Origin of the sequence: Bradyrhizobium sp. 138 (assembly GCF_023074075.1) — a bacterium.
GTDB lineage: Bacteria > Pseudomonadota > Alphaproteobacteria > Rhizobiales > Xanthobacteraceae > Bradyrhizobium.
In genome coordinates this window covers 151,606-173,615 of the sequence record NZ_JADPKT010000070.1, presented here as the reverse complement: position 1 = coordinate 173,615, position 22,010 = coordinate 151,606, and the positions used below count along the sequence as shown (strand labels likewise).

Sequence of the window (22,010 nt, the reverse complement as noted above, 5' to 3'; positions counted from 1 at the left end):
CCCTCAGCGCCGTGCCTGCGGCCGTGCGCCGCCTTGGGCTTTGATCGCGCGCAGCACCTTTTCGGGCGTGATCGGCAAATCGTCGATGCGCACGCCGACGGCGTTGAAGATCGCGTTCGCAACGGCCGGCAGCACCGGATTGGCGCACATCTCGCCGGGACCCTTGGCGCCGAAGGGACCATCAGGAGCGGGACGTTCCAGCACCGCGATATCGTGCGGGCAGATGTCGCCGGGGCCGGGCATCAGATATTCGACGAAGTCGCGGGGCCCGTGAACGGGATCGGGATAATAAGGCTCGGGGGTCTCGTAGAGCGCATGGCTGACGCCCATCCAGGCGCCGCCGACGAGCTGCTGTTCGACCAGACGCGGGTTGAGCGCGCGGCCGAGCTCATAGGCGGAATCCATCCGGACCATCGCGACCTCGCCGGTCTCGTCATCGATCTCGACCTCGGCGACGAGGCAGGCATGGGCGTAGCAGGTCGTCGGCGACATCTCGCCGGTCTCCGGATCGACGTTGGAGAGCGGAACGAGAAAGATGCCGCGGCCCGAGATGGTCTTGCCCTGCTTGAACTGGGCAGCGATCGCGACATCCTTGGTCGAGATCGAGCGGTGCGGCGCGCCCTTGACGTGGATATTGCCGCGGCCGTCGGTTTCGAGATCGGCGGCGTTGACCTCGAGCTCCTCGGCAGCCGCTTCCATCATCACGCCGCGGGCCTCGCGCGCGGCGGCCATCACGGCATTGCCGACGCGGTGGGTGCCGCGCGAGGCGAACGAGCCCATGCAGTGCGGGCCGGTGTCGGAGTCCGCCGTGTCGACATAGACGTCCTCGACCGGCACGCCAAGCGTCTCGGCGCAGATCTGCCGCGTCACCGACTTCATGCCCTGTCCCAGATCGATCGACGACAGCGCCACCGTGAACTTGCCGCTGGGATTGGAGTGCACCAGGGCCTGGCTCGGATCGCCGCCGAGGTTCATGCCGATGGGATAATTGATCGACGCCATGCCGCGTCCGCGATGCCTGGTCATGTCAGCGTCTCCTGGTGCCGAACACGGATGAGAATCGCGTCGCGCCGTGGGATGGCGCCGCCGGGCGCGGTGATGGAGGCGGCGGTGCCGGCGGGGGCGGATCGCGCGGCGGTTCTCTCGTGACGGTCGGCGGCAGGCGGTCATAGCTCGTGCGCTGCTGCGACGGCGTCGTCGGCCTCGCGCGCGAAGAATCCGTCGGCGTCGGCGGGATGGCCGCGCGGCTGCCGCCGCCGTCCTTGCGCGAGGACGCGCGCCTGAACTCGTCGCGGATCGGCCATTTGGCCTTCTCGGCAGCGACCTGAACGCATTCGATCAGCGCGGTGTTCTTGGCCTCGCGCCGGTGCGCCTTCATGTCGCCGTCGCGATAGGCGTTGAGAATGCGAAACTCCATCGGGTCCATGCCGACGAGGTTCGCGAGCTTGTCCATCTGGCACTCGATGGCGAAGTCCATCGCGGTGACGCCGAAGCCGCGCATGGCCGTTGCGGGCGTGCGATTGGTGAAGACGCAGTAGACGTCGCCATAGACGTTCGGGACGGTGTAGGGGCCCGGCAGATGCGCGGCGCACTTCACCGCGGCGTAGCTCGACAGTCGCGTATAGGCGCCGCTGTCGAAAAAAGCGCGGATCTTGCGCGCGACGATGCGGCCGTCGCGCATCACGCCGTCCTTGATGTAGATACGCTCGGCACCGCGCGGCGGCCCGTATTGCATCTCCTCCTCGCGCCCGAACACGTAGCGGACCGGGCGTCCGGTCAGCATGGCGCCGAGGATCGCGAGCGGCTCGGTCAAGGTGTCCACCTTGCCGCCGAAGCCGCCGCCGACGGTGCCGCCGATGAAGTGGAAGGTGTTCGAGGGTACGTCGAGGATCTTGGCGCAGGTATCGACCGAGAAGAACAGCGCTTGTGTCGAGGTATAGACGACGTAGCGGCCGTTGGTGTCGGGCGCGGAGATGGCGCCGTTGGTTTCGGTGGGCGCGTGCTCGATCGGCGACATCTGGTAGCGCTGCTCGAGCACGTGGTCTGCGCCCGCGAGCGCCGCATCGGCATCGCCGAACCGCAGGCGCTGGTGGTCGTAGACGTCATGATAGATGAACGCGTTCTTCGGATAGGTCTCGTTGACCACGGGCGCACCGGGCTTCAGCGCATCCTCGACGTCGAACACGGCCGGCAACGGCTCATAGTCGACACGCACTTTGGCGATGGCCTCGAAGGCCTCGCGCTCGCTGTCGGCAACGATGGCAAGGATCGGCTCGCCCTTGTAGCGGACCTTGTCGACCGCCAGCGACGGCTCGTCGTCCTTGCCGAAATTGATCAGGCTCAGAAGCGTGTTGAGGTTAACAGGCACGTCGGTGCCACGAATGATGCGGCGCACGCCGGCCGAGCGCTCGGCCTCCGCGGTATCGATGCGACGGATCCTGGCATGGGCCTGTGTCGAGCGAACGACCTTCAAATGCAGCATGCCTTGCAGCTTGTGATCGCCAAAATAGCTCGACGTGCCCGTGACATGGCCGAGCATGTCCTGGCGTTGCGTGCCCTTGCCGATTTCCTTGAGGTTATCGTCGCGCTCGTCGGCGAAGATGTCCTTGCGCAGTTCCAGCATGGTCGCGTTTCCTTACGCGCTGACCCGGCCGCCGGCGGCGGCGAGGATGGCATTGATGATCGGCTCGTAGCCGGTGCAACGGCAGATGTTGCCGGAGATGGCTTCGACGACCTCGTCGCGGCTGGGCGAGGGATTGCGGTCGAGCAGCGCCTTGGCCGCCATCAGCATGCCCGGTGTGCAATAGCCACACTGGGCGGCAAAATTGTCGGCGAAGGCACGTTGCAGCGGATGCAGGTTCGGGCCCTGCTTCATGCCGTCGAGCGTCTCGATCGTGCGGCCGGCGACCGTCTCCGCCAACGTCAGGCAGGAGAGGTGAAGCTCGCCGTCAACAAGCACGCTGCAGGTGCCGCAGCCGCCCTGGCCGCAGCCGAATTTGGGCGTCATGTCGCCAATCAGCTCGCGCAGCGCCACCAAGAGATTGGTGCCGCCATCGACGAAGATCGCGACGTCGCGGCCGTTATGACGAAACTGCAGGGGGATCTTCGACATGGGCTCTATTCCTGTCCCGACAGTAAACGGCGCAGATGCACGCCGACGATCTCGCGGCGATACCAGGCGCTGCCGAGCGCGTTGTCGGACGGCGATGTTCCCTCCGTCACTGCCGATGCGGCCGCCGCGATGGTCGCGGCGTCCGGCGCGCGTCCCTCCAGTGCACGCTCGGCGGCGCGGGCGCGGATCTGGGTCGGCGCCATCGATCCCAGCGCGACCCGCGCGCCCGCAATCCGGCCGCCGCTGAGCGGCAGATGGGCCGCGAGCGTGATGACCGAGCCGCCCTTCGGCTTGATGCGGGCGATCTTGCGATAGCGGAAGGCTTCGCTGTTCGCGGGCCGGGTGCAGGACACCGACAGCACCAACGTCCCGGTCTGCCGTTCCCGCCCCTGCAAAAACTCTTCGATCGGGACGTCGCGCGCGCCGAAGCCGCCGGCCACAGTGACGGTTGCATCAAGCGCCAGCAGCGCCACGGTGAAATCGCCATAGGGATTTTGCGCGAAGAGATTGCCGCCGATGGTTCCCATGTTGCGCACGGCAGGTCCGCCGATCGAGCGGGCCGGCGCGTGCAGGAAGGCGAGGTCGCGTTCGGCGAGGACGCGCGCAAAGGTAACGCCGGCGCCGAGCGTAATGCGCGGCCCCGAGGCGTCGATCCGGGACAGCGCCTGATCTTGCGTGCGCACGACCGTCGAGATGGAAACGTCCCCCTCGTTCAGCGCCCGCATCACCAGCGTGCCGCCGCCGAGATAACGCGCGCTGCGGTCCGAGGACAGCGCGCCGGCCGCCTCGCTCGCGCTGGTAAACGTCTTCACTGTCACGGCCATGACTATGCGGCCTCCCTCAGATGCCGGCGGATCGCCTCGAAGCCTGCCTGATAGATGTCTTCCGCGACCATGTGCGTGATGCGGTCGTGATCCCCAGGCTTGGTGGTGAAGCGGGATTCCCAGTGCCAGAAGGTGCGGTCGCCATCGGTGACCGGCAACAGCCGGACATGGGCGACGTAGTTGAACATCGGCACCGGCGTATCGAGCAGGCAATAGCTGAAGGACTGTTCGAGGTCCGACAGCGCCAGCAATTGCTCACGCAGCTCGGAGCCGTCGTTGAGCTTGAAGCGCCTGACGCAGCCGATCTTGTCGGCGGACTGCGCGCGTTCGATCGACGAGGTCGCAACCGCCGGATGCCAGCGATCGTGCCCGTTGAAATCGCGCAGCACGGCCCACGCCGCGTCGGTCGGTGCATTCAGGATCGTGCTCTTGACGATATGCGGCACGGCTAGCCTCCGAACACACGCTTCAGCGCATCGAACCCGCCCTGGAACACGCCGCCGCCGATATTGCTGACGAGCTCGGTCTCGCGCTCCGGCGGGCAGTCGAATTCCGCGGTCCATTCCATGAAAGTCTGGTCGCCGTCGGTGACGGGGGTGAGGCGCAGCGTCGCGACGTAGTTCTCGACACCCATCGGGGATTCCAGGATCGAATAGGTGCAGAACATGTCGTAGTCGGAGAGGCCGAGCAGCTTTTCGCGGATGCGGTCGCCGTTCCGCAGGCGGAAATCCCTGACACAACCGATCTTGTCGGAGGGCTCGCCGCCCTCGATGCGGCTCTCGGCGATGGCCGGATGCCAGTTCGGCAGGCCGTTGAAATCGCGCACCCGCGCCCAGACGCGGTCGTTGCGGGCATTGACGACGGTGGAGACGTAGACGCGGGCCATGACGCGACCTCAGCTCTTCTTCCGCGGCCCGCGCTCGGCCGGCGGTTCGCCACCTTCCGCCGCCGGCGGGGTGGCGGCCGGCTTGTCGCCGCCACCTCCGCCTCCGCCGCTCTTGCGCGCGGACTCCTTGATGCCCTGCATGTCGCGCGCCTCGCGGATCAGGCCCGGCATTCTGGCGAGGCTGCCACCCTCGACGCCGATATCGGCCAGGATCGAGTCGATCAGCGGCGCCTGGACGCGGTAGCGCAGGGCGGAGTCGATCACCTCGTCTGTGGCGCTGCGGCCGCGATTGCCACTATTCCCGTTGCCGTTGAGGCCGTCGACCTGGAGGATGCGGATGCCTTCGATCTTCTCCATCGGCTTGACGCTTTCGCGCACGATGCCCTCGATCCGGTCGAGCAGTTTTCTGCGGAACAGCGAGTAGCGCGCCTGATCGGTCAGCACGTTCTCCGCCTCGTTGAGCATCCGCTGTGCCTCGGCCTCGACAGCCGCGCGCACGCGCTCGGCCTCCGCGGCGATCCGGGTCTCCTCGGCCTGTTTCTCGGCGATCAGGATTTCCACCGTCTTGCGCCGCTTGGCGATCTCGTTCTCGCGCGCGGTGATGACGCGCTCGGTCGCTTCGGTCGCGCGCATCCGTGCTTCCTCGGCCGACGCCTTGGCGGCGGACTCTTCCAGGGACTTCAGATGGATGGCGATGGCCTTCTCCATCAGGACCGTCTCGACCTCCTTCTCGCGATTGACTTCGAGCTTGCGCAGCTCGCGCTCGCGGCCGATCCGGGCTTCGTCGAGCCCGCGATCCGACGAGATGCGCGCACGCTCGACCTCCTCGCGGGAGGCGATCTCGGCCTCCTGCAAGGATTGCACGCGGGCGACCTCGAGCTGCTCGATCGCACGGCGCCGTTCGATGCGGGCGGCTTCCAGCGCCTGCTCGCGCGAGACGTCGGTGGTCTCGACCTCCTTGCGCGCGACGATCTCGGCCTGCCGGACCTGGCGGTCGGCGTCGATCCGCTCGGATTTCTTGGTCGACAGCGCGATGACGCGGTCCTCATCGGCGATCTCGACCGCCTTCTTCTGCTCGATATTGAGCACCTCGCGCTTCTTGGAGGAGTTGATGCGCTCGGCCTCGAGCGCCAGATCGACCGTGATGCGCTGGCGCTCGATGGCGTCGCGCCGCTTCAATTCGGCCGCCTCCAGCACGCCGGTGCGCTCGATTTCGAGCGCGCGGGTGTCGCGCTCGGCCTGGATGCGTTCGGCCGCAACCGCCTTCTCCTGGGCGATGCGGGCCGCCTCGATCGCCTCGCGCGAGGCGATATCGGCTTCCTCGATGGCGCGGTTGCGGGCGATCTCGAGCGAGCGCACGCGCTCCTCCTGGGCGATGCGGCTGGCCTCTGTGGTCTCGCGCGCGGCGATGCCGGCGACGTCGAGCGCCTGGTTGCGCTCGATCTCGAGTTGCCGCGTGTTCTGCTCGGCGGCGATACGCTCGGCGGCCAGCGTCCGCTCGCGGGCGATGCGGGCGGCTTCGACCGCGCGCTGCGCCTCGATCTCGGCCTCCTGAATGGTGCGGACCTGCTGGATCTCCAGCGCGCGGGTGCGCTCGTCCGAGGAGATGCGCTCGACATTGACGATCAGCGTCTGCGCGATGCGGGCCTTCTCGGTGGCCTCGCGCGCGGCGATCTCGGCCTCGTCGACGGCGCGCGTACGCTCGATCTCGCGGCGGCGCGTCTCTTCCTCGTTGGCGATGCGGGCGTCGGTGACGACGCGGTCCTGCTGGATCCGCGCCTTTTCGATGGCTTCGCGGGCGGAAATCTCGGCTTCCTCGACCGTGCGCATCCGCTCGATCTCGCGCTGGCGCACCTCGCGTTCCGAAGCGATGCGCGTGGTGTCGATCGAGCGCTGGTTGGCGATCCTTGTCTTCTCGATCTCCTCGCGGGCCAGCAGCTCCTTCTCCTCGATGGTGCGGGTCCGCTCGATCTCCTTCTGGCGGGTCTCGCGCTCCGAGGCGATGCGGGCCTCCGCGATCGCCTGGTCATTGGCGATGCGGGCGCGCTCGATAGCCTCGCGCGCCGAGATCTGCGCCTGTTCGGCCTCAGTTTCGCGCAGCGCCCGTTCGCGGGCGACTTCCGTGCGCTGAAGCGCGCGGCGCATCTCGATGTCGCGTTCCTGCTCCAGGCGCGCGGTCTCGCTCTCGCGCTCGATCTCGAGCGCCTGCCGCTCTGCTTCCAGATTGCGAGCTCGAATCTTGATCATCGAGTCCTGCTCGATGTCGTTGCGCAGCTTCCGCTTGGCTTCGATGTCCTGCATCAGCTGGGTCAGGCCTTCGGCATCGAACCGGTTCGAGGGGTTGAAGAACTCCAGGTCGGTCTGGTCGAGATCGGTAATCGCGACCGATTCCAGCTCGAGGCCGTTCTGGGCGAGAGCTTCCGCCGCTTCGGTCTTGACGCGCGCGACATAATCCCCGCGTCGCTCGTGCATTTCCTCCATGGTCATTTCGGAAGCGACCGAGCGGATTGCGGAAATGAACTTGCCGGCCAGCAGCGCATGCAGCTGCCCGGGCTCCAAGGTGCGGCGGCCGAGCGTCGCCGCGGCGATCGATACCGCTTCCCGCGTCGCCTGCACCCGGACATAGAAGTCGGCTTCGATATCGACGCGCATGCGGTCACGGGTGATCACGGCATCCTGCCGGGAGCGCACGATGCCCATCGGCAGCACGTTCATGTTGACAGGCGTGTAGTCGTGGATGAACGGCAGCACGAAGGCGCCGCCATTGATGACCACGCGTTCGCCGAGGAAGCCGGTCCGGACGAACGAGGTCTCCTTGGAGGAGCGGTGGTAGAGCCAGTTCACGATGTAGACACCGACCACGATCACGACGATCGCGACGATCAGCCAGAGGATCAATTCACCGACCAGCATCCCCGACATCTTTCCCTCCCTCGAACCCTTCAGGCGTCAGCGCGCGCCGATCGCCTTGAATTGACGTACCTGCTCCGTCAGCGCCCGCTCCACGGGCAGTCGCTCCATCGAGGATGCGCCGTAGAAGCCATGGCAATGGCGGGTGTTCTTCATGATGAAGTCGGCGTCAGTGGGATCCGCGATCGGGCCGCCATGCGCCAGCACCAGGATATCAGGATTGACGCTGAGCGCTGCAGACGCCCAGGTGTCGATTTGCGCCGGACAATCCTTCAGCTTCGGTGCCGTCTGCGCGCCGATCGAGCCGCCGGTCGTCAGGCCCATGTGGCAGACGATGATGTCGGCGCCGGCGATCGCCATCGCGGCGGCCTCCTTCTCGCTGAACACGTAGGGTGTCGTCAGCATGTCCTTGTCGTGCGCTTTGGCGATCATGTCGATCTCCAGCGCATAGGACATGCCGGTCTCTTCCAGATTGGCGCGGAAGGTGCCGTCGATCAGGCCGACGGTCGGAAAGTTCTGGACGCCGGCAAACCCGAGCGCCTTCAGCTGGTCGAGGAAGACGTCCATGTCGCGGAACGGATCGGTGCCGTTGACGCCCGCAAGCACCGGCGTCCTCGTGACCACGGGCAACACTTCGTTCGCCATGTCCAGCACGATGGCATTGGCATCGCCGTAAGCCATCAGCCCGGCGAGCGAGCCGCGGCCGGCCATCCGATAACGGCCGGAATTGTAGATGACGATGAGATCGACACCACCGGCCTCTTCGCACTTGGCTGACAGTCCAGTACCGGCGCCGCCGCCGACGATGGGCTCGCCGCGCCTCGCCATCTCGCGAAACCTCTTCAGAAGTGCAGCGCGTTCAAACCTCGCCATCGGTCACCTCGCTAGTCTCCGCCGCGCGCCGGTGCGGCCGAACAGGGTTCGGAATGCACTGACGATGGCGGCGGCAAAGTCGGGATCGTTGATGTTGTTGGGGACGCGGATGAGTTGGCGATTGCCGGTCTGCCGCACGGTACGCTCCAGCGTCCGGAACAGCGCGGTGTCGGCGTCCGGATCCCAGAACGGTTGCCCCCGCGCATCGAGTGCGGAGACGCCGGCCTCAGGCAGCAAGAAGCGAACCGGGCCATCCATCTGGTTGAGCCGCTCGCCGATCCAGCGGCCCATCCGCTCGTTCTCTTCCACGGTCGTCCGCATCAGCGTCACCTGCGGATTGTGGACGTGGAACTTGCGGCCGCGGTAGCGCTCGGGAATGGTGTCGGGCGCGCCGAAATTGACCATGTCGAGCGCGCCGACCGAGCCGACATAGGGGACGCGGCTGCGGATGATCGCGCCAAAGCGGTCTTCCGTCGCCGGAAACACGCCGCCCATGAGGAGATCGCAGACCTCTGTCGTGGTGAGGTCGATGACGCCGGCGAGCTGGCCGGACTCGACGAGTTTCTCCATGGAGCGGCCGCCGACGCCGGTGGCATGGAAGACCAGGCATTCGAAATCGCCGCGTAAATCGGCGGCGATCTTCTGCACCGCCGGCGTCGTCACGCCAAACATGGTGATGCCGACCGAAGGCAGGCCGCCGGCCTCGCGAGCCGTCGCGGCCCGCGCATCGAGCCGCGCCTTGACCATGCCGGCGAGCGCATTGGCGCCGTTAGCCAGCACTGCGCGCGAGATCGAGTTCAGCCCCTGCACGTCGGTGACGGAGTACATCATGGTGATGTCGGCAGGGCCGACATAAGGTCCTACGTCGCCCGACGCGATGGAGGAGATGATCAGCTTGGGCACGCCGACGGGAAGCGCGCGCATGCCCGGGGCAACCAGCGACGCCGCGCCGGAGCCGCCGGCCGAGATCACGCCGGCGACATTGCCCTGGCGCCGCAGCCAATTGGCAAACGCATCCGCCATCGCCGTCACGGCAGCGCCGCGGTCCGGGCCGAACACGGCGGAGCCGCCGCGGCCGTGGTTCAGGGCGATCTCTTGCGCGGAGACGTCGCAGGACGAATGTTTGCCACTGGTCGAGACGTCGACCAGCCGGGTGCGCAGGCCGCTTTCGGCGATGATGTCGCGGATGAAGCGCACCTCGAGGCCCTTGGTGTCGAGCGTGCCGACGACCAGCACGACCGGCGGGCCGGCGGTCTGCGCCGCCATCGGCTCGCGCTTGCGCCGCGCCGTCTCGTCGAGCCGCGCGATTTGCGTCGAGAGCGTGCGCGCAGCGGCCTCGATGCGGGCGATAGGCACCGGTTGCGACCATCGCGTCGGAAGCGAGGGGTTGGAGATGTAGATGCGGATCGGCCCGTCGTGCCGTGGCGCCGGCGCCGGTTTTGCCTCGGGGCCGGATGCGGGGGTCTCGATATCGGGCTCGAGCTCGGCGTGAAGCCCGACGCCGAGCAGGCGCTGCTGGAGTTCGCGGTCGGCGGCGAGCCGCGCGGAATCGATGATGCGATTGATGCGGCCGTTGACCATGATCGCGACATTGCGCGAGATCGCGGTGGCGACACCGATGTTCTGCTCGATCACGAGCACGGACATGTCGCCGTCCTCGCCCAGCCGCAGCAGCATCTCCTCGACCTGCGCCACGATGACGGGCGCAAGGCCCTCGGTCGGCTCGTCCATGATCAAGAGTTGCGGATTGGTGAGCAGCGCGCGCGAGATCGCCAGCATCTGCTGCTCGCCGCCGGAGAGCTGGCCGCCGCCGTGATCCCTGCGCTCGGCGAGGCGGGGGAAGGTGTCGTAGATGCGCTCGACGGTCCATGCGCCCGAGCGCATCCCGCCGGCCAGCCGCAGATGCTCATCGACACTGAGCGAGCGCCAGAGACGGCGGCCCTGCGGCACATAGCCGACACCGAGCCGGGCGATCTGGGCCGATGGCCGCCGCGTGACGTCCTCGCCACGAACGCGGATCGAGCCGCCGCTCACGCCGACCAGCCCCATGATCGCCTTGCACAGCGTGGTCTTGCCCATGCCGTTGCGGCCGACGACGGAGAACACGCCGCTCTCCAGCGTGAGGTCGACGCCTTGCAGGGCGTGCGAGTGACCGTAGTAGACGTCGAGCCCGCGGACCTCGAGTGCGGCGGCAGAGCGGCGGACCTCATTCATGGCCGCCTCCGAGATAAAGCTCCTGCACCTCGGGGTCGGACTGGATCTCCTCCGGCAGGCCCTCCTTGAAGATGCGGCCGTTGTGCATCATCGTGACGCTCTCGACGACGCGCAGCGCCACGTCCATGTCGTGCTCGATGATGATGTAGCCGATATGCGCCGGCAGGGAAGTCAGGATCTCGATCAGTTCGGCCCGTTCGGTCGGTGACAGACCCGCGGCCGGCTCGTCGAACAGCACGAAGCGCGGGGCGCCGGCGAGCGCGAGGGCGATCTCGAGCTGACGCTGTTGGCCGTGCGCGAGCTCGGCCACGCGCTGGTCCTTCACGGCAGAAAGATGCACGGCCTGGACCAGATTGTCCGCCGCATGCATCAAGGCATCGTTCTGTCCCGGACGCAGGAACGAGAAGCGCCCGCGCGAGACGCCGCGGCAGGCGAGATAGACGTTATCCTGCACGGTGAGGCCGGGGAACAGCGCCGAGATCTGGTAGGTCCGGCGCAGCCCGCGGCGGATGCGTTCGTAGGGCGGGAAGTGCGTGACGTCCTCGCCGAAGAAGCGGATGGTGCCGGAGGAGGGCGCGAAGTCTCCGGTGATGCAGTTGAACAATGTGGTCTTGCCGGCGCCGTTGGAGCCGAGCACGGCGCGGCGTTCGCCCGGGCGCACGGTCATGGTGATATCGGTCAGCGCCGCGAGTGCACCGAACAAGCGTGTCACGCCGCGGAGCTCAAGCGCAGCGCCCGCGCCGACAACGGAGAGACGTTGGGCGACGCTATCCATGACGGTGCCCTCCGCCGGATCGGTTGGCGTCGCGCTTCTGGCTCTGACGCCAGCGCTGCCACAGGCCGATGACGCCGTCCGAGGACCAGAACACGATGGCGAGGAAGCCGAGCCCGATCAGCAGGCGGAAGCGGTTGCCGTCGAGGCCGAGCCTGACCAGGAAGTCGAGCGCAAAGGTGCGCAGCAGCACGAAGATCAGCGCGCCGATGAAGGGCCCGATCGGCCGCGTGATGCCGCCGACGACGGCGATGATCAGCACGTCGATGCAGGCCCCGACGCTGACCGAGCCCGGTGAAATCTGGCGATAGTTCCAGACCTGGAGCACGCCGGCCAGCGCGGCTACGAAGGAGGCAAAGGCATAGGCGGCGATGCGGTGCGCATTGACGTTGAAGCCCAGCGCCGCCATGCGGCGCGGATTGTCGCGTACACCCTGAAGGGCGAGGCCGAACGGCGCGCGCGAAAGATATTGGACGGCGAAGTAGCAGAGCGCGGCGACCGCGAGCACGATGTAGTAAAAGGGAATGTCGGCGCGCCAGTTCACGCCCCAGAAGCGCGGCGTGGCCACGGTATTGATGCCGGTATGGCCGTTGAAGATCGCCCAGTTCTGGTTGGTGAAATAATAGAAGGCCGCGCCAATCGCGAGCGTGATCATGATGGTGTAGATGCCTTCGGTGCGCACCGCGAGTGCGCCGCCGAGCGTGCCGAACGCGGTCGCCAGCGCCAGCGCCATGGGCACCGCGAGCCACCACGGCCAGCCCAGGCTGATATTGGCGTTGCCGCTGATGCCGAACACGGCGACCATGTAGGCCGAGAAGCCCGCGATGGTGAGCTGCATCAGGCTGACCATGCCGCCATAGCCGGCGAGGAACATCAGGCTCAGCGCCATGGTGCCGAGAATCAAGGTGGAGGCGAAGATCTCGATCAGGAAGAAGCCGCTCGCGATCAGCGGCATGATGACGAGAATGACGGCGACGACCCAGGCCGCGGGATTGTTGATCTCCGGCCATGTCCGTGCCGCGCGCTGCGCCATCGTGGCGGGAGATGCGGTAACGCGGGCGTCGTGGGCGAGCGACATGTCAGCGCCTCGCCAACAGGCCTTGCGGCCGGATCGCCAGCACCAGCACCATGATCAGGAAGGTCACGACAATGGCATAGGTCGGGATGTAGACCGAGCCGAGCTGCTCGGCGAGGCCGATGATCAGCGCGCCGAGCGCGGCGCCGGGGATCGAGCCCATGCCGCCCACGATCACGACAACGAGGGAGGCGAGCAGGAAGCGAATGTCCTCGCCGGGCGACAACGATTGGAAGGTGCCGCCGACGACGCCGGCGATGCCCGCTAGCCCTGCGCCGAATGCGAACACCAGGACGAAGACGAGCTGGATCCGCACGCCCGTCGCGGCGAGGATATCGCGGTCGTCGACGCCGGCGCGGATGATCATGCCGATGCGGGTGCGATTGAGCGCGAGCCACATCGCAACGCCGATGATCACGGACGCGGCGAAGATCACCAGCCGCACCATGGGATATCGGAGATAGACCGGCTCGCCCGACGACTTGATCGCCGTGATCAGCGGCAGCTCCACGGGGCCGATCAGCCAGTTCGGCGTCTGGACCTGGTAGAAATCGCCGCCGCAGGCCCACAGCATGAGATCGGCGAACACGATCGAAAGCCCGATCGTCACCATGGTCTGCCTGAGATCCTGTCCCTCCATCCGGCGGAATACGATCACCTGGAGCAGGACGCCGACGAGGGCAGTGAGGATGAAGGCGACGATGAAGCTGAGCACCCAGGAGCCGGTCGCCGTGCTGATGGCGTAGCCGACATAGCCGCCGAACAGATAGAGCGAGCCGTGCGCGAGGTTGACGTTGCGCATCAACCCGAAGATCAGCGTGAAGCCGCTGGCGACGAGGAAGTACAGCCCTCCGAGCGTGATGCCGTTGAAGACGGCATTGAGGAAGACGCGCTTGCGGCCGACGGCCTCTTCGAGGCCCGGCGGCCAGACCGCGAAAATCAGCCAGAGCGCGACAGCAATGGCAATGATCACGATCAGTGCCCAGGCCGGATGGCGTTCGACAAAGCGGCTCATGGCTTCACCTCGCCCCGCTTGCGGGGCGAGGGGGCATGCAAGCCGATGCCGGCTGCTGGCCTCGCCATGGACGTGCGCTCCCGTCGGTCGCGATCCTCTTTCGGGATCGCGTTGCCGACATCCTAGCCAGGCTCGGAGGGGAACGTTTGATCGTGAGTATCTTTTCGCGCGGAGACTAGGCGCGCAAAATCTTGGCCGCGCGGCGATAATCGGTCGGGGCCATCCCGACATTGGCGGCGAAGAAGCGGGTGAAACCGCTCTGCGAGGAGAAGCCGAGATCGAAGCCGATATCCGCGATCGGCGTCTCGCTGGCCACCAGCGCATCGAGCGCCTGTTCCATGATCAACGTGTTGAGATAGAGATTCGGCGTGACGCCGGTCTGGGTGCGGAACAGTCGGTAGAAATGTGGCCGCGACAGGCCGGATTCCCGCGCGATCGTATCGAGCTCGATCTCGGCACCAGGGCTTTCCGACATCATCTTGATGCATTTGCGCACGCGAAAATCGGTGACGGAGCCGTTTGCGCGCGGATCGCGCGCGATCTCGGCCTGCTGCCAGCTTTCGTCGTAACAGATGTCGATCAGCCTCCGCAGCTCGGAATCCAGACTGGAGAGCGATGGTGCGCCGCACACGAGCGCGGCGGTCCGCCTGATGTGCTTGTCGAGGGCCGGCGTGCGCTTGAACTGGGTGCGGCCGAAACGTAGGCGGTGAGTGCCGGATGCATCGGGTGCAAACCATTCAGCATTGACGTAGAGCACGAAGAAGATCGCGCCGCCGTCGAGGTCAGCGGGCAGGAAATTGTGCGGCTCCCAGGGATTGACCGCGACGACGGACGTCTCGGTGAGATCGTAGTGTCCGTCGGACACGTCGATGCATGCGGGCATGCCGCCGACATGGAAGATCAGATGACCTTCACGATGGGCGTGGATATTGAAAGGGCGGTTCAACTGATAAACCGTCGCCCGACCGAACCGGCCATGGAAGACGGCGAGCGCACGGCTCATGCCTTCCCCTCCCGAATGTTCTTGTCTTTTCACGCAGCGTTCAACAACGCCGCCAAGATTGCAAGAGCGGAGAGCGACCGCGTCAGCAAGTCGCTCCCCAGTTGCGCGCCTCCAGCCGTGATGCGTCAGTATTTCTTACATTCCGGCACGGTGCGGCTTGGCAGTCCGATCTTGGAGAATACGGCCGGATCATAGCCAAGCGTCTGGTTCACATTGGGGATCACCTTCACGACCTTGCTGAACAGGGCGCCCTTGCCGTCGTCGACGACTTCGGTGACGAAGTTGGTGCCGATGGCCTGGCGGTTGGAGTCAAGTTTGATCTTGCCGTTCGGCGCATCGATCTCGATCTTCGCCAATGCAGCCTTGAATTTCGACTGATTGTCGCTGAGGTCGCCGTTGACCTCGCGCAGCGCGAGGATCAGGGCCATGGTCGAGTCATAGTAATTGGTAGCCAGCAGCGAGGGGCTCGGGAACCGCTTGTTGGGCGGGAAGGCGTCCTGATAGGCCTTCACGAATTTCTGCCAGCCCGGGTCCTCCCAGGTGTCGGCCTGGCCGCTCGCCGCGATGGTGCCGATCAGGGCATTCTTGGCGTTGCCCTTGGACGACAGGATGGTCTGGTCGATCATGATGGAACCGCCCATCAGATGCGCCTTGCCGCCGGCCTGCTGATATTGGTTGAGGAAGTTGACGGCATCGGCACCGCCGAGGCCGAGATAAATCGCATCGACATCATCAGGCAGCGCGGCGATGACCGAGGCGAAATCCTTGGTGCCAAGCGGCACCCATTGCCGGTTGGTGACCTGTCCGCCGGCGCCGCAGAATTCGAGCACGAGGCCGAATACCTGGGTGTAGATGAACGAGTAGTCCTCGCCGACGGTTGCGATCTTGCGATACTTCTTTTCGTCATAGGCGTATTTGCCGAGGCCCACCTGCCACTGCGCGCCGTCCATGTTGTAGCGGAAGAAGTTCGGGGCCGGATCGACGTAAGTCGTTTCCTGCGCGCCCGAGGCCGCATTGATGAAGGTCAGCTCGGGATGGGTTTTCGCAAAATTCTTCACCGCGATGCCCTCGTCGCCGGAAAGCGGCGACAGCAGGATCTGCACCTTGTCCTGCTCGATCAGCTTGCGCACGGCGCGCACCGCGGAGTCCGGTGTCGCGTCGGTCGAGGCGACGATGAATTCGAGCTCCTTGTCGCCGATCTTCTTGCCCAGCACGTTGAGCGCGGTCTGATGGCCGCGCATGCCGTCCTCGCCGAGCACCGTGTAGGTGCCTTCGAGGGTCGCGGTCACGCCGACCTTGATCTTTTCCTGGGCGATCGCTGCGCCTGAAAGAAACAGGCTGCTCAGCGCGAGCAGTCCCACACTGCATTTCGACATTGTGCTCCTCCCTGTGTCGTCGATTATGGCCGCACCGAACCGGCGCGGCGCCGCTTGACTCTCGGAGGCTGGCTCCCGAAGGCCCGCGGCTTTGAAAGAGAAGCTAGCCGAAGTCGGATGCGGTGCATGCGAGAGCGCCTTGTCCGGTTTGACGGGCAGTCTCATTTTCGGATGCTGCGGCGCAAATGGTTCCGCGGTGCAGCAGCGCGGGTCACAGGAACGCTTCCGGCGGGGCTCCGTTAGCCGAGCAGATTGCTGGAGCCGCCTCATGACCGACTATCCGAAGCCACCTTATCCTCCGCAGCAGCAACCGATGCCCGGCTCGACGCGTGCGATGAAACCACGCCCCGATCATGGCGAGGAGAGTTACAGAGGCTCGGGACGGCTGGCCGGAAAGAAGGCGCTCATCACCGGAGGCGACAGCGGCATCGGTCGCGCGGTCGCGATCGCCTATGCCCGTGAGGGCGCGGACATCGTCATCTCCTATTTGAACGAGGACGAGGATGCGGCCGAGGTCAAGGCGCTGGTCGAGCGGGCGGGACGGAAGGCGATCCTGATTCCCGGCGACATCCGCAATCCCGAGCACTGCCGATCCATCGTGCGTCGCACCGTCGAGGAGCTCGGCGGCATCGATATCCTCGTCAACAATGCGGCCCACCAGGCCACGTTCAGGGAGATCGGAGACATCAGCGACGAAGAGTGGCAGCGCACGTTCGAGACCAACATCCACGCCATGTTCTATCTCACCAAGGCCGCCGTGCCTCACATGCGGCCGGGCGCTGCAATCATCAACACGGCGTCAGTGAACTCGGACATGCCGAACCCAACTTTGCTGGCGTATGCCACAACCAAGGGCGCCATCCAGAACTTTACCGGCGGGCTTGCCCAGATGCTGGCCGAGAAGGGCATTCGGGTCAACGCCGTTGCTCCGGGTCCGATCTGGACGCCGCTGATTCCGTCGACGATGTCGGAGGACAGGGTCAAGAACTTCGGCAAGCAAGTCCCGATGCAGCGTGCCGGCCAGCCAGCGGAGCTCGCAACCGCCTATGTCATGCTGGCCGATCCGCTCTCGAGCTACACGTCGGGGGCGACGTTGGCCGTCACCGGCGGCAAGCCGTTCATCTGACGAGCACCGTGGCGGCACCGGAAAGTCGGGCCGCCACGTCGCAATGGCAGATCTCGATCAGGCGGCGTGGGACGCCTTGGCGTTGACGCCCTTGCGAAGCGCCACCGTGTTCAGCTTGGTGTTGGCCGCCTTCTCTTCGTTCAAATTGGTGGTGAGAAAGCGCACGATGTCGTCGTGGCCGAGCTCTTCCGCCCAGGCGATCAGCGTGCCGTAGCGGCACATCTCGTAGTGCTCCACAGCCTGCGCGTTGGCGACGATCGCGGCATCGAGCACGGCCTTGTCCTCGATTTCACCTGCGGTCGCGTCGGCTTCCTCGATCAGGCCGTCGATGGCCGGACACTGCGTGCCGCCGGGCTCCTTGCCGAGCTTCGCGAACACTTTGTCGAGCCGTTCGACCTGCTTGTTGGTCTCGTCCAGATGCGCTTTCAGTCCGGCAGCGAGGTCCCTGTTGGTCGCCTTGTCGATCATCTTGGGCAGCGCCTTCAGGATCTGCTGCTCCGCGTAATAGATGTCCTGCAGCCCGTGCAGCAGCAGGTCTTCCATCGATTTGATGTCCTTGATGAAGAATCCCATAAAAGACGCCTCCTTTTCACAATGATGGCAGTGGAACGCTGGATGCCCGCAGCTGTTCCATTCCGGTGTGCAGACCAGGAGAGCCGAATGAGCGATGGAGTTGATCATCTCGCGGGCCTGCTCGGACGCGCGGCGATGGATGTATGGGGCGACATGCCTCGCGACATCCAGGAGGCGCTGTTCGAGACCGCCATGAAGGGACGCGAAGCCGAGCGCGAGGAGCTCGCGCGGTTGCTGCACGAGCGGCATCCGCGCACGCTTCATCCGGCCCGGCCGGGGTGATGCGGCAAAACGGAACGATCGCACGAGCTCATGATTGGTAATGTGTGGCGCGTCGCCGAAGGCTCGAATGAGGCCGCGGCAGGCGCATCGCTCAATCGTTGAGCAAATCTGTGAGTCGATCGCCTTGACTGAGATGAACATCGGAAAATGGTACGACCCAATCTCGGAGCAGTGGATCGAGCCTCGTGAACCGATCGCCGAGTTTGATCGGTCAAGCGCGGAGAAGGTGCCGGAGACCCGCGAGCGCGAGGAGGCGCAGCGGATCTGGCAGCTGCTGGTCGATTGCTGCGCACGCGGGTGATGCAGGGAGTTCTTGCTATCGCGCTCGGGCCTGTTCAGCGGCCCTGAGGCTGGTTTGCGCGGGGCAGGTAAGCGTTTCCATCAACGCTGATCTCGACGACGTCCGGAGCGGATCGGTATATTACCGCCTGATTGCCCGCGCCGCCGGAACAAGGATCAGACGATGGACGATACGATTGGCTTCCCCGACCCCGGTCTGGACCTGTCGGATGGCTTCAAGCCGCACACCTCGCATTGGGGCGTGTTTTCCGCGCGTCAGGGCGCGGCTGGCCTTGAGGTCAGGGCCTATGCGGGCGATCCCGATCCGAACGGCATCATCGACAATTTTCCCGGTGCGCTTCGCCACCAGGCGCGCATCGCTCAGCCGGCGATCCGCCGCGGCTGGCTCAAGCGCGGGCCGGGCCCCGACAATCGCCGCGGCCGCGACGAGTTCGTCTCCGTCAGCTGGGAGAAAGCCCTCGATTTGCTCGGCGACGAGCTCTGCCGCATCCGCGACACGCGCGGCCCCGCCGCCGTGTTCGGCGGCTCCTATGGCTGGTCGAGCGCGGGCCGCTTCCATCACGCCCAGAGCCAGGTGCATCGCTTCCTCAACATCGCGATGGGCGGCTATGTCCGCTCGGTGAACACTTACTCGTCGGGCGCGTCCTCGGTGCTGCTGCCGCAGATTTTGGCGGGCTATGAGGACATCACCAAGCGCAACGTCACCTGGGAGCAGATCGCCGGTGACACGGACATCGTGCTCGCATTCGGCGGCATGGCATTGAAGAACTCCATGGTGGCCGGCGGCTCGATCAGCAAGCATGTCGAGCGTGGCGCCATGGCCGCGGCGCGCCGGCGCGGCTGCGAATTCGTCCTGGTCAGTCCGCTGCGCGACGATCTGCCGGTGGAAGCTGGCGCGGAATGGATGAGCTGCCTGCCCGGCACCGACACCGCGCTGATGCTCGGCCTCGTGCACACACTGGTCAGCGAAGGCCTGCACGATCAGGCCTTTCTCGATCGCTACACCGAGGGCTGGCCGGTCTTCCTGCGCTATCTCACCGGCGAGAGCGATGGGCAAGCCAAGCACGCCGAATGGGCCGCCGCGATCTCAGGCATCAACGCCGACACGATCCGGAAGCTGGCGCGCCGGCTCGCCGGCAAGCGCGCGCTGATCACCGTCTCGCATTCGCTGCAGCGCGCCGAGCATGGCGAGCAGCCGGTGTGGATGGGCATGGTGCTGGCGGCAGCCCTCGGCCAGATCGGGCTTCCCGGCGGCGGCTACGCCTATTCGCTGGGTGCGATCGGCTATTACGGCCGCCGTGTCAACGACGTGCCGGGGCCGACGCTGGGACAGGGCCGCAACGGCGTTGCCGATTTCATTCCGGTGGCGCGCATCGCCGACATGCTGCTCAATCCCGGCACCACCTATCGCTACAATGGCGAGACGCGGACCTATCCGGACATCCGCCTGGTCTATTGGGCCGGCGGCAATCCTTTCCACCATCATCAGGACATCAACCGCCTGCGCAAGGCTTTTGCGCAACTCGATACGTTCGTCGTCCACGAGCTCGCCTGGACCGCCACGGCCCGCCATGCCGACATCGTGCTGCCAGCGACGATGACGCTCGAACGCGAGGACATCGGCTATTCCACCAACGATCCCCTGATGGTCGCCATGCACAAGGTCGCCGAGCCGTTTGGCCTTGCGCGCGACGACTACGACATCTTCGCCGATCTCGCCGAGCGCCTTGGTGCGCGCGAACCCTTCACCGAGGGACGCTCGTCGCGGCAATGGCTGGAATATCTTTACGCGCCGACCCGCGCCTCGCTCGCCAAGCGCGGCCTGGAAGCCCCAACCTTCGACGAATTCTGGGCGCGCGGCAGCCTGGTCGTGCCGCAGCAGCCCGATGACGGCGGCCGGCTGCGCCGTTTTCGCGAAGACCCGGTCAATCATGCCCTGCCGACGCCGAGCGGCCGCATCGAGATCTTTTCGCAGAAGATCGCGGACCACGGCGATGCGGATTGTCCGGGACATCCGGTCTGGCTCGAGAAGACCGACATGCCCAAGCCGGGCGCGCCGTGTTTCCTCGTCGCCAACCAGCCGGTGACGCGCCTGCACAGCCAGCTCGATTTCGGCGGACATTCGCTCAGTTCGAAACATCGCGGCCGCGAGGTCGCACGGATGAACCCGGTTGATGCGGACGCGCGCGGCATCGGGGATGGCGACATCATCCGCCTGTTCAACGAGCGCGGCGCCTGCCTTGCCGCGGTCCACGTCACCGACGGCATCGCGCCCGGCGTGGTGCAGCTTCCGACCGGTGCCTGGTACGATCCGATGGACCCCGAAGACGAGGCGCCGCTCTGCGTTCACGGCAATCCGAACGTGCTCACCCGCGACGTCGGCACCTCATCCCTGGCGCAGGGCTGCACCGGTCAGCTGACGGCGGTCGAGGTGGAGAAGTTCACCGGCAATCTGCCGCCGATCCGTGCATTCGATCCCGTGTAGTGGATCATCGTGCCCCGGACGCAGCGCAGCGTCCCTTTGACGGTGCGCTGCTGAGCCGGGGCCCATCCATCCGCGCTGTGCCATGTTGCCATCTGGATCCCGGCTCTGCGCTGCAACGCTCATGCGTTGCAGCTTGTCCGGGACACGAGGGGGCACGCTGTTGCCGTGCTTACGCGGCTGCGCTGGCGATCCAATCGCGATCGGCAAGAGGACGACGCCGCGCAGGTGCTTCGACGGTGAGTTGTTCACCCTTGCTGGCGAGGCGCCAGCGTGCCGGAGACTTGCCGCTGATGCGCTTGAAGACGGTCGAAAAATGCGCCTGCGTGCTGAAGCCCACGGCCAGTGCGATCTCCGCCAAAGGACGTTCGGTGGTTGCGAGCAGCGTCTTCGCATGCTCGGTCCGGTGATGGAGCAGATATTCGCGGGGGCGGTAGCCGGTCGCGGCGCGGAATTGTGCGGCAAAGTGCATCCTGGACAGTCCGGCGACATTGGCGAGCTCGGACAGGCTGATGCAGCGGTGGAAATGCTCGGCGACATATTGCTCGACGCGCCGCAGCCGCCATTTCGGCAGGGCATTGACCCTGGCGCGCGGCAACTCCATCCGGGTGAGATGCATCGCCAGGGTCTGGCCGATGCAGCGCGCGAAATGCTGGTCCGTGGCATCACCATGCTCGATCAGCGCCTTGGCAAGCTCGGCTGCGAGCGGGTCGCGCAACAGCACGAGGTCATTCAGTCCGTCAGTCGCAACCAGGTGTGCCGGAAGCTGGTCCGAGGAGATGTGGACGTGCAGGAAGGCACACGGCGACTGAAATTGCACGCCGAGAGATTTCGACGGTGCGGTGACATACAGCGTGCCCGCCGGCATGGTGCCCTCGAAAATGACCTGGCGGTCCCGTGTCAGCTTCGCGCGTGTGGTCTTCAGGGCGATACCGATGAAATAGCGATCGTCCGGCGTCGTCGTTACGTGCGACGAGCTGCTCCGCGAGTCCTCCCATCGCGAGATCGTGATGTCCTCGATCGCGCCCTCCGGGATGCGATCGATCTGGCGCCATTGGCTCTCCCGGAAGATGACCTGTCTGGTGCGAAGAGTCTCGTGATCCCGCGCGCCGGCCGAAAAATCCATCCAGGCATGCGCCGCGTGCAAGTTGCTCGACATCGTTCGTCCTCTCCTGGCTTTGCCGCTG

General features: G+C 65.8%; 20 protein-coding genes. 4 read left to right on the top strand and 16 right to left on the bottom strand.

The genetic code is table 11. The features are described from left to right. Positions 1–3: 3 nt before the first annotated feature. The 14 genes from IVA79_RS22980 to IVA79_RS22915 all read right to left on the bottom strand — a co-directional run bounded on the left by IVA79_RS22980 (position 4) and on the right by IVA79_RS22915 (position 16,060). Positions 4–1,026 (bottom strand): molybdopterin cofactor-binding domain-containing protein, encoded by a 1,023-nt coding sequence (locus IVA79_RS22980; protein ID WP_247556968.1) that lies wholly within the window; start codon positions 1,024–1,026, stop codon positions 4–6. A 1-nt stretch (position 1,027) separates the two neighbouring features. Further along, positions 1,028–2,623 carry a molybdopterin cofactor-binding domain-containing protein gene (locus IVA79_RS22975; RefSeq protein ID WP_247556965.1) on the bottom strand — a complete coding sequence of 532 codons (1,596 nt, stop codon included), beginning with the start codon at positions 2,621–2,623 and terminating at the stop codon, positions 1,028–1,030. 12 nt (positions 2,624–2,635) lie between these two features. Continuing rightward, on the bottom strand, positions 2,636–3,112 hold the full coding sequence (locus IVA79_RS22970; RefSeq protein ID WP_247556963.1) for a (2Fe-2S)-binding protein: 477 nt from the start codon (positions 3,110–3,112) through the stop codon (positions 2,636–2,638). Positions 3,113–3,117: 5 nt separating this feature from the next. Next, positions 3,118–3,936, bottom strand: coding sequence for an FAD binding domain-containing protein (locus tag IVA79_RS22965; protein WP_247556960.1), 819 nt, complete (start codon positions 3,934–3,936; stop codon positions 3,118–3,120). A 2-nt stretch (positions 3,937–3,938) separates the two neighbouring features. Further along, positions 3,939–4,382, bottom strand: coding sequence for an SRPBCC family protein (locus IVA79_RS22960; RefSeq protein WP_247556957.1), 444 nt, complete (start codon positions 4,380–4,382; stop codon positions 3,939–3,941). A gap of 2 nt (positions 4,383–4,384) precedes the next feature. Then, positions 4,385–4,822: an SRPBCC family protein gene (locus IVA79_RS22955; RefSeq protein ID WP_247556955.1), complete on the bottom strand. Its 438-nt coding sequence runs from the start codon at positions 4,820–4,822 to the stop codon at positions 4,385–4,387. A gap of 9 nt (positions 4,823–4,831) precedes the next feature. Further along, entirely contained in the window at positions 4,832–7,744 is a 2,913-nt protein-coding gene (locus tag IVA79_RS22950; RefSeq protein ID WP_247556952.1) for a flotillin family protein, read from the bottom strand. Positions 7,745–7,771: 27 nt separating this feature from the next. Continuing rightward, positions 7,772–8,605, bottom strand: coding sequence for a phosphoenolpyruvate hydrolase family protein (locus tag IVA79_RS22945; RefSeq protein ID WP_247556950.1), 834 nt, complete (start codon positions 8,603–8,605; stop codon positions 7,772–7,774). 3 nt (positions 8,606–8,608) lie between these two features. Then, positions 8,609–10,819, bottom strand: coding sequence for an ABC transporter permease (locus IVA79_RS22940; protein ID WP_247556949.1), 2,211 nt, complete (start codon positions 10,817–10,819; stop codon positions 8,609–8,611). Then, a complete protein-coding gene (locus IVA79_RS22935) occupies positions 10,812–11,594 on the bottom strand; it encodes an ABC transporter ATP-binding protein (RefSeq protein WP_247556947.1) in 783 nt (260 codons plus the stop codon). Before IVA79_RS22935 ends, IVA79_RS22940 begins: the two co-directional genes overlap by 8 nt. After that, positions 11,587–12,669, bottom strand: coding sequence for a branched-chain amino acid ABC transporter permease (locus IVA79_RS22930; RefSeq protein WP_247556945.1), 1,083 nt, complete (start codon positions 12,667–12,669; stop codon positions 11,587–11,589). The genes IVA79_RS22935 and IVA79_RS22930 overlap by 8 nt, the downstream gene beginning before the upstream one ends. A 1-nt stretch (position 12,670) precedes the next feature. Continuing rightward, positions 12,671–13,681, bottom strand: a complete 1,011-nt coding sequence (locus IVA79_RS22925; RefSeq protein WP_247556943.1) for a branched-chain amino acid ABC transporter permease — start codon at positions 13,679–13,681, stop codon at positions 12,671–12,673. A gap of 175 nt (positions 13,682–13,856) precedes the next feature. Further along, on the bottom strand, positions 13,857–14,684 hold the full coding sequence (locus IVA79_RS22920) for an AraC family transcriptional regulator (RefSeq protein WP_247556941.1): 828 nt from the start codon (positions 14,682–14,684) through the stop codon (positions 13,857–13,859). A gap of 125 nt (positions 14,685–14,809) precedes the next feature. Next, entirely contained in the window at positions 14,810–16,060 is a 1,251-nt protein-coding gene (locus tag IVA79_RS22915; protein WP_247556938.1) for an ABC transporter substrate-binding protein, read from the bottom strand. A 268-nt stretch (positions 16,061–16,328) separates the two neighbouring features. Here IVA79_RS22915 and IVA79_RS22910 point away from each other — a divergent pair, with 268 nt between their 5' ends. Next, positions 16,329–17,186: an SDR family oxidoreductase gene (locus tag IVA79_RS22910; RefSeq protein WP_247556937.1), complete on the top strand. Its 858-nt coding sequence runs from the start codon at positions 16,329–16,331 to the stop codon at positions 17,184–17,186. A gap of 57 nt (positions 17,187–17,243) precedes the next feature. On the opposite strand, the gene IVA79_RS22905 is transcribed toward IVA79_RS22910, so the two are convergent. Beyond that, on the bottom strand, positions 17,244–17,759 hold the full coding sequence (locus IVA79_RS22905; protein ID WP_247556935.1) for a ferritin-like domain-containing protein: 516 nt from the start codon (positions 17,757–17,759) through the stop codon (positions 17,244–17,246). An 87-nt stretch (positions 17,760–17,846) separates the two neighbouring features. Here IVA79_RS22905 and IVA79_RS22900 point away from each other — a divergent pair, with 87 nt between their 5' ends. The 3 genes from IVA79_RS22900 (at position 17,847) to IVA79_RS22890 (ending at position 20,826) form a co-directional block, all read left to right on the top strand. Then, positions 17,847–18,041, top strand: coding sequence for a hypothetical protein (locus tag IVA79_RS22900; protein WP_247556932.1), 195 nt, complete (start codon positions 17,847–17,849; stop codon positions 18,039–18,041). A 67-nt stretch (positions 18,042–18,108) separates the two neighbouring features. After that, a complete protein-coding gene (locus IVA79_RS22895) occupies positions 18,109–18,342 on the top strand; it encodes a hypothetical protein (protein WP_247556930.1) in 234 nt (77 codons plus the stop codon). A 162-nt stretch (positions 18,343–18,504) separates the two neighbouring features. Next, on the top strand, positions 18,505–20,826 hold the full coding sequence (locus IVA79_RS22890; RefSeq protein WP_247556928.1) for a molybdopterin guanine dinucleotide-containing S/N-oxide reductase: 2,322 nt from the start codon (positions 18,505–18,507) through the stop codon (positions 20,824–20,826). 169 nt (positions 20,827–20,995) lie between these two features. Here the strand turns inward: IVA79_RS22890 and IVA79_RS22885 are convergent, their stop codons facing one another. Further along, on the bottom strand, positions 20,996–21,982 hold the full coding sequence (locus IVA79_RS22885; RefSeq protein ID WP_247556926.1) for an AraC family transcriptional regulator: 987 nt from the start codon (positions 21,980–21,982) through the stop codon (positions 20,996–20,998). Positions 21,983–22,010 lie beyond the last annotated feature (28 nt).